The following is a 14,246-nucleotide window of genomic DNA, read 5'->3' on the forward strand; positions in this document are numbered from 1 at the left end:
TCCTTTTTTATTGCCTTGCACACATAAATTCAGATGTACAAATAATCTTTTCACCATTACGAACAACACCAGAAAAACTAACAATAGTACGGCGCTGCCGACGAAATTCGATCTCAATAAGTAGTTGATCACCTGCTTTTACTGCATCATGAAAACGTGCTTTTTTTATACTGGCAAAATAACATTGCTGGCCTTCTTCCATGGGGGAAAGGTAGTAATGTGCAAGAACTCCAGCGGCTTGAGCCATACTTTCAAGGAGTAGTAAGGGAGGGTAAAATCCGCCAAAAACAACAGTGTCATTGGTGGTGATATTTTTAATTGCGATTAATTTGCCACTAGCAAGTTCAGCTGGCTCAGAAATAACACCATCAATTAATAAGAATGGATAACGATGAGGTAATATTTCCATTATTTCACTGACGGAAATGGGCATACATTTTCTCCTCGTTATGGTGATAGAATAAACACGATTTTGTAATAATGTCGGCTATTATTTCATTCTTATTCAATATCGTACAGTACAACCTAATGATTTTAGACAGGAAATAGTCATAAAAATAATAACAATGGCTAGAAAAGTATAAAATCTAGCCATTAGTATGACTCAATAAGAATAGCTTATTAATCAAGGCGAGCAATAATTTGGCGTAGATCCGCCATTGCGACATCGTTTAGAGGCTCTTGCGGTAAAATAGGCAAGCCCACATCAAAACCTTGAATATTTAGAGAGGCTTTAATACATGATGCTAACGAATATTTGGTAAAGGCTTCGTTGATTTGCCACATTTCTTTTTGTTTTGCTAATGCCGTATCAAAGTCACCTTTTGTTGCGAGGTCATATAGTTCAACACATTGCTTTGGTAATACACAAGCAGGGCCGGCCATCCAACCGACACCACCAAGTTTTAATACAAGTAATGGAATATGTGCCGAAGCACTAAAGATCTTCACGCGTTCACCAAAGGTGTTGATCATAGTAAGCAATCGACCTGTATTGCTTGATGCATCTTTAATATATTCAATATTGGGAATATAGCTAAGTTCATTAAATAAAGAGATGGGAAGAACATCACCCAAAAGCCCCGGATTGGTATAAATTGTCATGGATTTTTCAGGAAATGCTTCAGCGATAGTTCGGAAATAACCTGCTTGTGCGGTTTCACTTAACGGGTACATTTTTTGTGAAATCAGCACCATGCCATCTACACCTAACTGGGCGTATTGTTCGGCTTGATGACAAGCATCTGCGGTTGAAAAACCGGCAACCCCTGCGATAACAGGGATACGCCCCGCAGTTTGATCAACTGTGATACGCACAATTTCATTACGCTGTGCTTGAGAGAGATAAGCGTATTCACCCGTGCTACCTAACGGGCTTAAACCATGAACGCCACACGAGATCAAATGTTCGACCAATCGACGTAATGAAGATTCAAGAATGGTGCCTTTAGTTTGATCAACAGGGGAAACAAGGTAAGGAAAAATACCATGGAATTGGGTCATAATCGGTGTCCTGTTTTATGGTTTTAATATTTTATTGCTTTGGTTATCAACACTATTTAAGGGCTTTGAAATCTCTATTCTTATTGAAGTGTAATATCAGCATGATTAATCACTTCATTTTGCTCATTCTTTAACGAATCAAACAGTATTTGTGCGGCTTTTCCTGGGCTATTGGCATTGAGATATAGGTTATAACTAATTGCTGGTAAAGGGGGTAAGCCTTCTTTTTCGCCTAAAATACGCAAATCGTCACCTGAAAGCTCAATTGAACGAGCCATAATACCTAAGCCCGCACGTACAGCAGCTCTTGCACCTGAAAGCGTTGTAGCAATATAAGCGATCCGCCAACGAATACCTTGTTGATCAAGGTGATTTATCATCATATCGCGGTATGTACTGGGTTCATCTAATACAACTAATGGCAAGGGTTCATCAAGATCAAACCTGAAATGTTTTCCGCAATACCATAAGGAAGGGGAAACTCGTAGCACAATTTTGGGGTAACCCACATGTTCTTCAGTAGAAATGGCTAAATCAAGCTCGTTGTTTTCTAGCATCGACATTAAAAACGGACTACGTTTAACAATGATTTCCATAATAAGACGAGGATACGCCCCTGAAAAACGTGCAAGTAGATCAGGTAAAATTGTGTTTGCCGTATCATCAGGGGAGCCAATTTTTAAGATCCCATCAATTTCTTCATGCATTAATGAAAGACAAGCTTCATCATTTAGGCGCAAAATACGGCGAGCATAGTTAAGCAGTTGTGTACCCGCTTCTGTCAGTGTTTTATTTCGACCTTGGCGAGCAAACAGCTCTTTGCCTATCAACGATTCAAGGCGTTGCATTTGCTGGCTTACTGCAGATTGAGTACGGCAAACAGATTCTGCGGCTGCGGCAAAGGTATTTCCATCGACAACAGCAACAAAGGTTCGGAGTAAATCAAGTTCTAAGTTAAAAATAGGGCGCTTTGTAGGGGTCATTATGGTGTCTCTTAACTGGTGTTGTTGTATTTAATCAAACAAAAAGTATTATTTTTTATAAGGCTATTTTTAGAAGTTATGGCATCAATACTCATACTATGAAGAGTTGGATTAATAATCTATAACAAAGCTCAATAATTTCGAGGCGTTATCCATTCTTTGATGAAAGAAGAGAGCAAATGAAGGTAACTACTGATTTTTATACAGTGTTATGAGACAATAGCGCCCTTCTTAAAATCAGTCACAGAGTAGTTATGTCTCTTTCTCAATCAGTCAAAAATCAAATAAGTCAGTGGTATAAAGCCCTACCAGAGCATATTGAAGGGTTTATTCCGCGTGCGCCACAGCGTGAAATGATAGCTGAAGTGGCCAAGACTTTTTCTGATGAAATGGGACGACACTTAGTGATTGAAGCTCCGACTGGGGTAGGTAAAACACTTTCTTATCTTATTCCGGGTATTGCTATCAGTCGTGATGAAAAAAAACCACTGATTATCAGTACAGCCAATGTGGCACTGCAAGATCAGATTTTTAGCAAAGATCTCCCATTACTCAAAAAAATCATTCCAGATCTTACTTTCACGGGGGCTTTTGGCCGTGGCCGCTATTTATGTCCACGTAATTTAGACGCGATTTGTGTAACAGAAGGTGAACAAATCGACTTAATGTTTTTGCTTGAAGACAAAGTGGATGTGGCGACCAGTGCAGAAAGAGAAATTTGCCAAGAGCTAAAAAATGATTTTACCAGTTTCGGTTGGGATGGTTTACGTGATCATCATAAACGGGCATTAACAGACAGTTTATGGCGTAAAATTAGCACCGATAAAATGAACTGTTTAGGACGTAATTGCCAATATTATCATCGTTGCCCTTTTTTTATTGCACGCCGTGAAATTGATGAAGTGGATGTTGTTATTACCAATCACGCTTTAGTGATGGCAGCAATGGAAAGCGAATCGGTATTACCCGATGCCAAAAACCTGCTGTTAGTGTTGGATGAAGGTCATCATATTCCTGATGTTGCGCGAGATGCACTCGAAGTCGAAGGGGAAATTACCTTAGTTGCCCTTAATAATCAGCTGGATAATATTACTCGCCATGTTAGTCAGTATTTAGCGCAATTTATTCCTGTAAGACCCCCTAAGTTGGCTGATCCTATTCGTTTTGATGCTCACATTGCTAAGTTACGTGAGGCTTATCAAGAGGTTGATACCTTTACGCGAGCATTATTACCAGAACGTAGTGAACAAGATGAATATCTCTTTCCATTAGGCGAATTACCTGAACAGCTTCTGTTAAGTTGTCAGACATTATTTAAGCTAACAGATAGTTTAAAAATGTTGGGTGAAGCTATTTTAAATGATTTAACAGAGCGTACAGCAAAAGAAGATGTTGTGCGTTTACATCGTGCCATTTTAACTACCAGTAGAATGGTCGGTTATTTAGAGAATATGGCCAAATTGTGGCGCTTAGCCACATTAGAGCAAACCTCAAAAGCACCTGTATCGAAATGGCTCACTCGGCGTTACGATAAAAAGCAGTCTCATCTCTATTTCCATTGCGCAGGTATTCGAGTAAGCGAACAACTGACACAATTGTTATGGAAAAATATCCCACATGTGGTTATTACATCTGCAACGTTACGCTCGTTAAATAGCTATTCTCGCATTCAAGAATTAACAGGATTAAGTGAGCATTTTGATGATCGCTTTATTACGTTGTCTTCACCTTTTGAACATAAAGATCAGGGTAGATTAGTTATTCCTAAAATGCGCTATGAACCGACGATGACTCATGAACGTGAACATTTAAAAGAAATGGCACGTTATTTTCGACAAAGCATGGAAGCGAATAACCACAGAGGACAATTGGTTTTATTTAGTAGCCAACGGGCAATGGATGGCTTTTTAGAAGAAGTGAAAGACTTACGGTTATGCTTATTGGTGCAAGGAGATCAGCCTCGTTATCGCTTGGTAGAAACACATTGTAAGCGTATTGATGCAGGAGATAATAGTGTATTGATAGGTTTACAATCATTTGCCGAAGGACTCGATTTAAAAGGCGATTATTTAACGCAGGTGCATATTCATAAAATTGCTTTTCCACCTGTGACCGATCCAGTGATTGTGACAGAAGGCGAGTGGTTAAAATCGCTGAAACGTTATCCTTTTGAAGTGCAGAGCTTGCCAAGTGCATCGTTTAATTTAATTCAGCAAGTTGGGCGACTTATCCGCAGCCATCATTGCCACGGCGAAATTATTATTTATGACAGACGTTTACTAACCAAAAACTATGGTTCACGCTTATTAACAGCACTACCTGTTTTCCCTATTTATCAACCTGATATGCCTAAAGAGAAATAAAGAGAAAGGCCACCTATATCAAGAGAGGTAGCCTTTCTAAGTCATAATAGAAATTTGTTATTACGAATTAATTCTCAATATTGGCTTCAATGAACCATAAGAATTTATCAAGATCACGCGATGCTGCGGTAAACATATCGGCGGTGTCTTCGTCTTCAACTTCATCAATGGCTTTACGGATATCATTTGCAACGATAGCGTAACGATCAGCCAGTGCTTTTAAATGGTCTTGTACATCATGAATATCCAGAGGATAAGCTTTCAATGGGGTTTTCTTGCTAACAACTTGTGCGGTGCCTAATACAGTGCCACCTAATTGAACAATACGCTCTGCAAATTCATCGGTGTGCTCATTTATGGTGTCACGGAAGCCGTCAACCATTTCATGAACAGAAATAAAGTTTCTACCACGCATATTCCAGTGCGCTTGTTTTGTGATGAGAGATAGGTCGATAAACTGCGTCACCATTTGTTGCAGTAACTCGATAGCGTGCAGTTTTACGCTGTCATCGAGATTATTACGGGTATAAAGCAGAGTTGAAGGTGTGGATTTGACTAATTTAGCAGTACTCATAATCGTTCTCCCTAAATAATTAATAAATCAATATCTTAATTTCTGTAAATCATGATAGTGAATTATTAATGGTTAGTCTTATCGATTGATACTATTAAATTGATAGGTCATCTATTAAAAAAATCTAATCTATCGAAATAGTCTATTTAGGGTAAGACAATGAGCGCAAAATAGCAATGATAGGTCAGTAAAGTTATTATTTAATAAGTAAAAAGGATCATAAGATCCTTTTTAAATTAATATTTATTTCTTACTGAGTAAAATGAGTTAAATATCTATTTTACTTCCTCAATTTTGGTTTTACTTTTCATTGTTGCTGTTGAGCCAATAGAAGCTAAAACAATAAAGGCTAAGGCAACCCATTGTATTAACGTCAAATGTTCATGTAAGAAAATAATACCAATAAAGGCACCCATACAAGGCTCTAAGCTCATTAAAGTACCAAATGTTTTGGCGGGTAAGCGCGTAAGTGCGATCATTTCCAAGGTATAAGGAAACGCGGTTGATAAAATCGCAATCGCTAAGGCAATGGGTAAGATAGACCAGCTAAACATAATATCAGGGCTGCTTTGTAATATACCGATAGGCACAAAAATAAAAGCGGCTACTAATGAACCAATTGATACAGTTGCCGCACCATAGCCTTTTCCAGCACGTTGTCCGAATACGATATATAATGCCCACCCCACACCTGCGCCTAAGGCATAAAGAATACCCAGTGGGTCAAGGCCATGAATATTATCACCAATAGGCAACAATAATCCTAAGCCAGCGATGACTAAAATTATCCATAAAAAGTCGATAGCTCTGCGCGATGAAAACATTGCAACGGCTAAAGGGCCTGTAAATTCAAGGGCTACAGCAATACCTAGCGGGATAGTTTCAAGTGCAAGGTAGAAAAGGTAATTCATTGCACCTAAAGATAAGCCATATAAAAACAGTGGCATAATTGACTCGCGATTAAATTTGAGTCGCCATGGTTTAAAGATAAAAAATAGGATCAAAGTCCCTAATAATAGGCGTAACGCCGTTACCGCAGGGGCACCAATAACTGGAAATAGGCTTTTAGCAAGGGATGCGCCACTTTGTATCGAAAGCATAGAAAGGAGCAAAAGAAGCACAGGGTAAAACACCTGTAATTTAGCTGAGTGTCTGGCTGACAACATCCTATAAAACCTCGTCAATAATCAATCGTATGTGTGCTCTGTTAGCGAGATAACAAAGGATCGCATAATATAGAATAAAATTACGTGCTTTAATATAGTTATTTATTAATAAATATTTTCAGTTAAATTTAGTTGAATAAACTTAGCTAAAATATAAATTAATTAATATTTATTAAAATAAAAATTAGGATAATTTAAATATTAGAATTAATAATAATTAACAATATATGTACGATAAAAAGTGCAAAAACACTTTTTTTAACCTTTTTTATCAAAGTAGGCTTAAGTATAATTCAAAATTCGTTTTAACTAGCAAAATGAGAATAACAAATGAATAAAATAAAATCTATCGCAGTGTATTGTGGCTCTAGTTTAGGCGCATCACCTATTTATAAAGAACAGGCCATTATTTTTGCCAAAGAGCTGGTTAAACGTAATATCACCTTAATTTATGGTGGTGCAAGTGTAGGAATTATGGGGACACTCGCCGATACAGTATTAGCTGAAGGCGGAAAGGTGATAGGCGTTATTCCTACGCTATTAGAAGGGCGTGAAATATCTCATAATAATCTGACTGAACTGCATATTGTTGAGACCATGCATCAGCGTAAAAGTAAAATGATAGAACTGGCTGAAGGTTTTGTCGCTTTACCGGGTGGTTTTGGTACATTAGAAGAGTTTAGTGAAGTCTTTACATGGAGCCAAATTGGTTTGCATCAAAAACCATTGGGCATACTTAATATCAATCAGTTTTATTCACCATTATTAATGATGATTGATAAAATGGCGGACGAACAATTCTTACATGAAAAGTACCGCAATATGGCAATTGTAGAACAATGTCCTATTCAATTATTAGATAAATTTGAAACATATATTGCACCTCCAGTTAAAACCTACAACAAATAAAGGTAAAAAATGATAATAATAAGAAAAGCAATTTTGTCTGATGTAGAAGAAATTAATGACCTTTACACCCATTTATTTAATGAAATGGCTAATTTACAACCCGATCGATTAAAGCCGGGTAAGCAAGACGAAGCTTTTATTATTAATGGAATAAAAAATAATAAATTTCATCTTTTGGTCGCAGATTTAGATGGCAAAGTAATTGGATTTAGCATTGCACAAATTCAAGAAACGCCTATGTTTAACTGTTTAGTTCAACGTAAATATGCCTATATTTACGATATTGTCACTGATCCTACAATACGTAACCAAGGTGTCGGCCGTTTATTGCTAACTGCAATGAAAGAGTGGGCGATATCAGAAAAAATGACACATCTTGAGTTATCTGTATTAGCTGAAAATGGCGCTGCAAAACGTTTTTACGAACGTGAAGGGTTAAAAGAAGTGAGCACAGTGATGGGGATTGCTTTATAACAGACTAAATTTATATTAATTCTCATAGGATTAAGCGCATTGATAAAAATAAACCCGCTTAACGCGGGTTTATTACTTATATTATTCAGCTAAATTGTGGGTTTCCCCGCAATGATCGTACACAATACCCTGACATTTTCAACATCTTCTGCCGATATTTCAAACAGGTTTCTATCTAATACTATAAAATCGGCAAATTTTCCGACTTCTAATGATCCAATTTGAGTATCCATATCCAAAGCTTCTGCCGCATTAATGGTGGCTGCACGTAAGACTTCCACTAATGTCAGATTACGATCGTTATCAAGACGTGGACTTGTTGCATCTTTTTGGCGAGTCATCGCAACTTTAAAATCGTACCATTCATTAAGTGGATCAATCGGCCAGTCGCTACCAAAAGCTACGGTGACACCCGCATCAATAAATTTCCCTGCCGTTTCCAAATATTCACAGCGAGATTTACCAAGCATTTCAATATCTTTCTCAATATTGTTCTGATCTACAGCAGCCCATTGGAAAGAGAGAAAAGGGTAGGTTTTTAATTGTGTAAAACGAGCATAATCTTTTTCACACATCAATTCATTATGTGCAAGCCCCGGTCTAATGTCTTTTTCAGGTAACACTTTACGCATTTCACTGATAGCGTCTAGAGCCGTACTAATTGCACCTTCAGCAACGGTATGAATATGAGGATGATAACCCGCACGGGCAATTTCTGTGACTAACGGCGTTAAAATTTCAGGTGAGAAATAGAGATCGCCAATATGTTCAGAGTCTTGCCAATGAGGAGTGTCATCAGTCCCGACATTAATCCGATAAGGGGCATGAAGGCGTGCCGTCATAATTGGTGCTTGTAATACACCATCAAGAAAAAGTTTGATATGGCGGATCGCAACACTAGGTTGAGCCCCATCGCTGATTTGATGCCATTGTGAAAAACGAGTAGCTGCATGGTGTACAGCATTTGGAATAGCATCAATAGATGGCACATCATCAGGCGTAATTTCAACGGCATTTTCAACACGAAGAGTCAGTTCACCGGCTTTTCTTAATGTATTAAAGGCGCGTAATTGAGGCTCACCCACACGTGCATCCATAATAGTGGTTACACCTTGTTCATTTAATAATTTTTGAACATGACGGGCGATTTGCAGGTTTTGTGCTTCAGTGAGTGGTGGCAAGCTATCAATAGCTTGCATTGCAGGTGCGTCTTCAAGAATACCTATTGGTGTTCTATCACCATCACGTTCAATGTTTCCATCAGGAGGATCAGGTGTTTCCGCAGTGATATTTAACAGCGCTAAAGCGCGTGAATTAGCCAATACGCTATGGCAATCACTTGAAAAAAGCAAAATAGGGCGAGCTGTATTTAAGGTATCAAGGTGATAGCGTGTCATTTGTACGCCTTCTGGTTGCATACCTTCACGATACCACGCAGAAACTTTTAGCCATTCAGTATCATTATCAATAAAGTTTTCATCAAGGTATTTTTGAATACGCGATAAAATGTCATCGATAGCAAGTGATTGATAATCAAGATGGCAACCCGCTAATGTTGCACCTCCCCAGAATGGGTGCATATGTGCATCAATAATGCCCGGCATGACCATTCTTCCCTGTAAATCAATTTGTTCAGTATTTTCATTACAGTAAGAAAGTAAACCCTCTTTTTTACCAGAAGCAATAATTACACCTTGGCTGATCGCGATAGCATCAACAATATTGTTATTATGATCAGCGGTATAAATAAGCCCGTTGTAATAGAGAGTGTCTGCAATTTGAAATGTCATTCTTCTACCTTGTATTGCTTTTTTAGCACGTTGAGCTTGTGCTTAAATGATAGTTTTGCTTATAGGGCATCCTGTTGCGTTTTGACGCGGGCGGTCATAGTAGAATTAAATCAGAGTGAATACTACAAGCTTGTCACGTCGATTTAGCGAGAAATACGACTTAGAGGATGATTAAATTGCTAAGAAAATAGATTGATACCTCTATTTTTGGGAAGCGATAAGGTAAGTTTAAATAGGTTAGACTTACCTTATCTAGAATAAAAAGTAGTTAGTTATCTGGTAAATCGGCAGAGCATACTTCGCAATGTGGGTTTTTAGGTAGCTTAAACTCACGAAATTGCATTCGCATTGCGTCAAACATTAATACTTTGCCATGCAAGTTTTCACCGTAGCCAGTGAGTAACTTTATTGCTTCAACAGCTTGTAATGTGCCAATAGTACCTACAACAGGTGCCATTATGCCCGCTTCAACACAACTTAAAGCGTTGTCGCCAAAAAGATGGCTCAGACAACGATAGCAAGGCTCGTCATCTTGATAAGTGAATACACTGATTTGACCTTCCATTCTAATCGCTGCACCAGATACTAGTGGTTTTTTTTGATGAAAGCAGAGGCGATTAAGTTGCTCGCGTACTGCCACATTATCCGTACAGTCCATTACGATATTATGTTGGCTAATAAGTTTATCTAAAGCCTCATCTTCAAGTAATGCATCAACGGTGTCTATTGTGACATGAGGATTAATTGCTTCTAATGTTACTTTTGCAGATAGTACTTTGGGTTGGCCAATCGTAGCGTCACGATGAAGAATTTGGCGCTGAAGATTAGAAAGGGAAACTGTATCAAAATCTAATAATGTGAGTTTTCCTACACCTGCGGCTGTAAGATATTGCGAAGCACTACATCCTAAGCCACCTGCGCCAACAATCAATACAGAGGCACTTTTCAGTGCCTCTTGACCATCAAAATCAAAGCCCCTCAATACAATCTGGCGATTGTAGCGCAGTGTTTCTTCATCGGTTAATTCGATACTCATAAAAACTATTCGCTTTTTAACAGAGAATTAAATAGCTCGATTGTGACGGTTTCACCCGCAGCCACTTTACCACGCTCACGTTCTAAGACGATAAAGCAGTTAGCGACACTAAAGGAGCTATAAACGTGTGAGCCTTGGTGACCTGAAGTGTCTACTTGCCACACACCTTCTGCATTAATACTTGCGATACCACGTTGAAAATCAAGACGACCCACTGATTTTTTCAATGGTGATTGTGTTATGGCTTGGAAACGTTGTGGTGCTTTCCAATGACTAAAACCTGATAACCGCGCAATCAAAGGCTGAACTAATTGATAGAATGTGACGGTTGCTGAGACAGGGTTACCCGGTAAACCGCAGAACCATGCATTGTGCAATCGACCAAATGCAAATGGTTTTCCTGGTTTAATGGCTAATTTCCAAAAACCAATCTCTCCAATTTCATCAAGAATTTGTTTGGTGTAATCTGCTTCACCTACAGAAACACCGCCACTGCTGATCACTAAATCTGCTTCTTGATCTGCTTTTTTAAAGGTTTCACGGAGTTTTTCAGGTGAGTCAGGAATAACGCCTAAATCTAAAACTTCACAACCTAATTTTTCAAGCATTAAGCGTACAGCAAAACGGTTAGTATCATATATTTGCCCCGTTTTTAATGGCTGACCGATAGTTTGTAATTCATCACCTGTTGAGAAAACGGCAACTTTTAAGCGTCGATAAACTTGTACAGTGGCGATCCCTAAAGAGGCGATTAATGGCAATTGTGCTGTTGAAAGCTTAGTGCCAGCAGATAATACAATATCGTTTTCTTTAATATCTTCACCAATACGGCGAATATTTTGGCCTTTCTTAGCAGGTTGTGAAAAATGAACACCATGTTCAGTGACTTCAGCTTCTTCTTGCATAATGACAGTATCAACGCCTGTAGGAACCATTGCTCCTGTCATAATGCGGACACATTGACCAGCAGGAAGTTCTCCCTCAAAAGGAATACCCGCAAACGATTTTCCCGCCACCGGAAGAGGAATTTGGGTGTCTAAGTCAGCGTAACGAAGTCCGTAACCATCCATTGCAGAATTATCAAAAGGTGGAACATTGAGTGGAGATGTAATATCTGCACTTAGAATATAATCGGCTGCATTATTTAATGGGATGTTAAGGGTATCGGTAATTGCCAGCGGTTTTTCAAGTAGTTTTTCTAGCGCTTCATCAAGAGATAATAAACCGCTAACGTGACATTGACTCATCATATACTCCAAGATCTATCGAAATGTTCTGTTTTATTTCATGATACTAATCTATCACGATGGACATCATCATGTCAGAGATCATCTTGTGACTAGAAAGAAACGAAACGTATTATTACAAAAGTGTTAACTATCTGTGGTTAATATGTTGCTCATTCTGTTATTAATGAACAGCACATTTAAAATGTATAAAACGATAAAATAAAATAATGGATATCAATGAATACTTCAAATCACCAAAGTCATTCAGCGCAAGCTTTTCATATCGCGTTTAGTGGTTTTCTTGCTTTAGTCGTTGCAATGGGTATAGGGCGCTTTACCTTTACACCACAAGTGCCATTAATGATTGCAGAATATCAATTGACGCTAACAAGTGCTGGTATTGTCGCCGCATTTAATTATCTTGGTTATCTTGCTGGCTCCTATGATGCAATGAAAGCAGTTAAAGGTGTGGGGTATCGTTTGTGGGCGGGACTTTGGGGGGCGGTGATAATTACTCTGTTGTCCGCTTTTTTAAATGACGCATTTACACACAGTATTGCTCGTTTTTTTATCGGTTGGGCAAGTGGTTGGACGTTGGTGCTGGTGGCGTCATGGGCCAATGAATTATTGGCTCGCCTTAATCGCCCCGCATTAAGCGTTGCTGTTTATGCTGGAACAGGGGCAGGTATATTTATTAGCGGAATGCTCGCTGTATTAATTATGAAATGGCAAATGAATGCGATGACTGGCTGGCTTATTTATGGTTCGCTTGCTTTTATTTGTGCAATATATGTGTGTTACCACCTTCCTAAACCTTGGGCGATGAGTCGAGAAGAGGTAAAAATTGCACCTTTAACACTGACACCAGCAATGAAAAAGTTGATTTTGGGTTATACCTTTGCGGGTTTTGGTTATATTTTACCGGCTACATTTCTTTCTCAAATGGCAGCAGAGCGCTTCCCAGGGAGCTTAATCGCACAATTTGTTTGGCCCATATTTGGTGCTTCTGCTGCATTATGTATCGGAATTGCCATTTTAACGCGTAATGTATTAAACACGCAGTTACGCTTAGCCATTACGCTTTGGTTACAAGCATTAGGTATTTTGATCGCAGAGTGGATACCGACAATAACAGGGCTTGCGATAGGTGCTTTTTTAATTGGTGGCGGTTTGATGTGTGCGGTACAACTTGCTTTTTTACGAGGTAGAGAGTTAGCACCTGATCATGGGCGTTATATGGCGGGTTTACTCACGACTTTTTATGCTATTGGACAATTGGTTGGTCCTATTGTTTCTTCGCTTTCAACGGCATTAACCGGGAAATTAGAACCTGCGCTTTATGTTGCCTTTATTGTGTTGATAATCGGTGGTTTTCTGGTGTGTTTAAAAGAGAAAAAAAAGGCTTAATCTAAAAATAGTTCATACAAAAATGCAATAATTTCATAACGAAAAATGCGGTATCGCTGGATAATGTGATTCATGTCATCTAAAGTGTAGGCTGTTGTCGCTGACAGCGAAACAGATACTTCATTAATGTGTTTATCGGAGAGTCCAATGTCATCATTAAGTAAAGAGGCGCAATGGGTGCACGCTGCGTTAGTTGAACGCGGTTTGGAAACGCCTCTTCGTGAATCAAAGCTATCTCCAAGTGAGAGTAAACAGCAAATTGAACATCATATGACCGAAGTGATGAAGCTGTTAAATCTGGATTTAACTGACGATAGTTTAGCTGAAACGCCTCGTCGTATTGCTAAAATGTATGTTGATGAAATTTTCTCAGGACTGGATTATCACAACTTCCCAAAAATCACACTAATTGAAAATAAAATGCAAGTTGATGAAATGGTGACAGTACGAGATATCACATTAACCAGTACTTGCGAACATCACTTTGTTACCATTGATGGCAAGGCGATTGTGGCTTATATTCCAAAAGATAAAGTGATTGGCTTATCAAAAATTAATCGTATTGTGCAATTTTTTGCTCAACGTCCTCAAGTTCAAGAACGTTTAACCCAGCAAATTCTTATCGCATTACAAACGTTACTAGGCACAAAAAATGTGGCTGTTTCTATTGATGCGGTTCATTACTGTGTTAAAGCTCGTGGTATTCGTGATGCAACGAGTGCAACCACGACAACCTCGTTAGGTGGGTTATTTAAATCGAGTCAAAATACGCGTCAGGAATTTTTACGCGCTGTTCGTCACCTTTGAGATTT

Annotated in this window: 13 protein-coding genes; 5 read left to right on the forward strand and 8 right to left on the reverse strand. The window is 38.7% G+C overall.

Translation table 11 applies throughout. The features are described 5' to 3' along the window. Positions 1-7 precede the first annotated feature (7 nt). From ABN217_RS05245 to ABN217_RS05255, 3 genes are all read right to left on the reverse strand, one after another. On the reverse strand, positions 8-433 hold the full coding sequence (locus ABN217_RS05245) for an ApeP family dehydratase (protein ID WP_196553383.1): 426 nt from the start codon (positions 431-433) through the stop codon (positions 8-10). Between the two features lie 188 nt (positions 434-621). Next, a complete protein-coding gene (locus tag ABN217_RS05250) occupies positions 622-1,503 on the reverse strand; it encodes a dihydrodipicolinate synthase family protein (protein WP_196553382.1) in 882 nt (293 codons plus the stop codon). A gap of 80 nt (positions 1,504-1,583) precedes the next feature. Further along, on the reverse strand, positions 1,584-2,486 hold the full coding sequence (locus ABN217_RS05255; protein ID WP_072070539.1) for a LysR family transcriptional regulator: 903 nt from the start codon (positions 2,484-2,486) through the stop codon (positions 1,584-1,586). 254 nt (positions 2,487-2,740) lie between these two features. Between ABN217_RS05255 and dinG the strand changes: the two genes are divergently transcribed. Continuing rightward, complete coding sequence (dinG, locus tag ABN217_RS05260) at positions 2,741-4,849, forward strand: ATP-dependent DNA helicase DinG (RefSeq protein ID WP_349459159.1); 2,109 nt, start codon at positions 2,741-2,743, stop codon at positions 4,847-4,849. A gap of 67 nt (positions 4,850-4,916) precedes the next feature. Here the strand turns inward: dinG and dps are convergent, their stop codons facing one another. Together dps and rhtA are read right to left on the reverse strand one after the other, a co-directional pair. Further along, complete coding sequence (dps, locus tag ABN217_RS05265) at positions 4,917-5,423, reverse strand: DNA starvation/stationary phase protection protein Dps (RefSeq protein ID WP_072070537.1); 507 nt, start codon at positions 5,421-5,423, stop codon at positions 4,917-4,919. A gap of 275 nt (positions 5,424-5,698) precedes the next feature. Continuing rightward, positions 5,699-6,589 (reverse strand): threonine/homoserine exporter RhtA, encoded by an 891-nt coding sequence (rhtA, locus tag ABN217_RS05270; protein ID WP_196553380.1) that lies wholly within the window; start codon positions 6,587-6,589, stop codon positions 5,699-5,701. Between the two features lie 330 nt (positions 6,590-6,919). Here rhtA and ABN217_RS05275 point away from each other — a divergent pair, with 330 nt between their 5' ends. Together ABN217_RS05275 and ABN217_RS05280 are read left to right on the forward strand one after the other, a co-directional pair. Further along, positions 6,920-7,498, forward strand: a complete 579-nt coding sequence (locus tag ABN217_RS05275) for an LOG family protein (RefSeq protein ID WP_115350889.1) — start codon at positions 6,920-6,922, stop codon at positions 7,496-7,498. A 9-nt stretch (positions 7,499-7,507) separates the two neighbouring features. Continuing rightward, positions 7,508-7,972, forward strand: a complete 465-nt coding sequence (locus ABN217_RS05280; RefSeq protein ID WP_072070534.1) for a GNAT family N-acetyltransferase — start codon at positions 7,508-7,510, stop codon at positions 7,970-7,972. A gap of 89 nt (positions 7,973-8,061) precedes the next feature. On the opposite strand, the gene ABN217_RS05285 is transcribed toward ABN217_RS05280, so the two are convergent. The 3 genes from ABN217_RS05285 to moeA form a co-directional block, all read right to left on the reverse strand. Next, a complete protein-coding gene (locus ABN217_RS05285) occupies positions 8,062-9,762 on the reverse strand; it encodes an amidohydrolase (protein ID WP_349439402.1) in 1,701 nt (566 codons plus the stop codon). A gap of 268 nt (positions 9,763-10,030) precedes the next feature. Continuing rightward, positions 10,031-10,798, reverse strand: coding sequence for a molybdopterin-synthase adenylyltransferase MoeB (gene moeB / locus ABN217_RS05290; RefSeq protein ID WP_349439403.1), 768 nt, complete (start codon positions 10,796-10,798; stop codon positions 10,031-10,033). Between the two features lie 5 nt (positions 10,799-10,803). Further along, complete coding sequence (gene moeA / locus ABN217_RS05295; protein ID WP_349439404.1) at positions 10,804-12,045, reverse strand: molybdopterin molybdotransferase MoeA; 1,242 nt, start codon at positions 12,043-12,045, stop codon at positions 10,804-10,806. Positions 12,046-12,264: 219 nt separating this feature from the next. Between moeA and ABN217_RS05300 the strand changes: the two genes are divergently transcribed. Together ABN217_RS05300 and folE are read left to right on the forward strand one after the other, a co-directional pair. Then, positions 12,265-13,434 carry a YbfB/YjiJ family MFS transporter gene (locus ABN217_RS05300; protein ID WP_340895718.1) on the forward strand — a complete coding sequence of 390 codons (1,170 nt, stop codon included), beginning with the start codon at positions 12,265-12,267 and terminating at the stop codon, positions 13,432-13,434. A gap of 147 nt (positions 13,435-13,581) precedes the next feature. Continuing rightward, entirely contained in the window at positions 13,582-14,241 is a 660-nt protein-coding gene (gene folE, locus ABN217_RS05305; RefSeq protein ID WP_072070529.1) for a GTP cyclohydrolase I FolE, read from the forward strand. The last annotated feature ends 5 nt before the right edge of the window (positions 14,242-14,246 follow it).

The organism is Proteus sp. fly-1067 (genome assembly GCF_040139345.1).
In the GTDB taxonomy this organism is placed as follows: domain Bacteria; phylum Pseudomonadota; class Gammaproteobacteria; order Enterobacterales; family Enterobacteriaceae; genus Proteus; species Proteus vulgaris_B.

Excerpts from the sequence above, each read along its gene's own strand:
- ABN217_RS05300 (WP_340895718.1), top strand. The coding sequence starts at position 12,265 with ATGAATACTTCAAATCACCAAAGTCATTCAGCGCAAGCTTTTCATATC.
- ABN217_RS05285 (WP_349439402.1), bottom strand. The coding sequence starts at position 9,762 with ATGACATTTCAAATTGCAGACACTCTCTATTACAACGGGCTTATTTAT.
- ABN217_RS05245 (WP_196553383.1), bottom strand. The coding sequence starts at position 433 with ATGCCCATTTCCGTCAGTGAAATAATGGAAATATTACCTCATCGTTAT.
- moeB (WP_349439403.1), bottom strand. The coding sequence starts at position 10,798 with ATGAGTATCGAATTAACCGATGAAGAAACACTGCGCTACAATCGCCAG.
- dinG (WP_349459159.1), top strand. The coding sequence starts at position 2,741 with ATGTCTCTTTCTCAATCAGTCAAAAATCAAATAAGTCAGTGGTATAAA.
- ABN217_RS05275 (WP_115350889.1), top strand. The coding sequence starts at position 6,920 with ATGAATAAAATAAAATCTATCGCAGTGTATTGTGGCTCTAGTTTAGGC.
- dps (WP_072070537.1), bottom strand. The coding sequence starts at position 5,423 with ATGAGTACTGCTAAATTAGTCAAATCCACACCTTCAACTCTGCTTTAT.
- ABN217_RS05250 (WP_196553382.1), bottom strand. The coding sequence starts at position 1,503 with ATGACCCAATTCCATGGTATTTTTCCTTACCTTGTTTCCCCTGTTGAT.
- folE (WP_072070529.1), top strand. The coding sequence starts at position 13,582 with ATGTCATCATTAAGTAAAGAGGCGCAATGGGTGCACGCTGCGTTAGTT.
- ABN217_RS05255 (WP_072070539.1), bottom strand. The coding sequence starts at position 2,486 with ATGACCCCTACAAAGCGCCCTATTTTTAACTTAGAACTTGATTTACTC.
- rhtA (WP_196553380.1), bottom strand. The coding sequence starts at position 6,589 with ATGTTGTCAGCCAGACACTCAGCTAAATTACAGGTGTTTTACCCTGTG.
- ABN217_RS05280 (WP_072070534.1), top strand. The coding sequence starts at position 7,508 with ATGATAATAATAAGAAAAGCAATTTTGTCTGATGTAGAAGAAATTAAT.
- moeA (WP_349439404.1), bottom strand. The coding sequence starts at position 12,045 with ATGAGTCAATGTCACGTTAGCGGTTTATTATCTCTTGATGAAGCGCTA.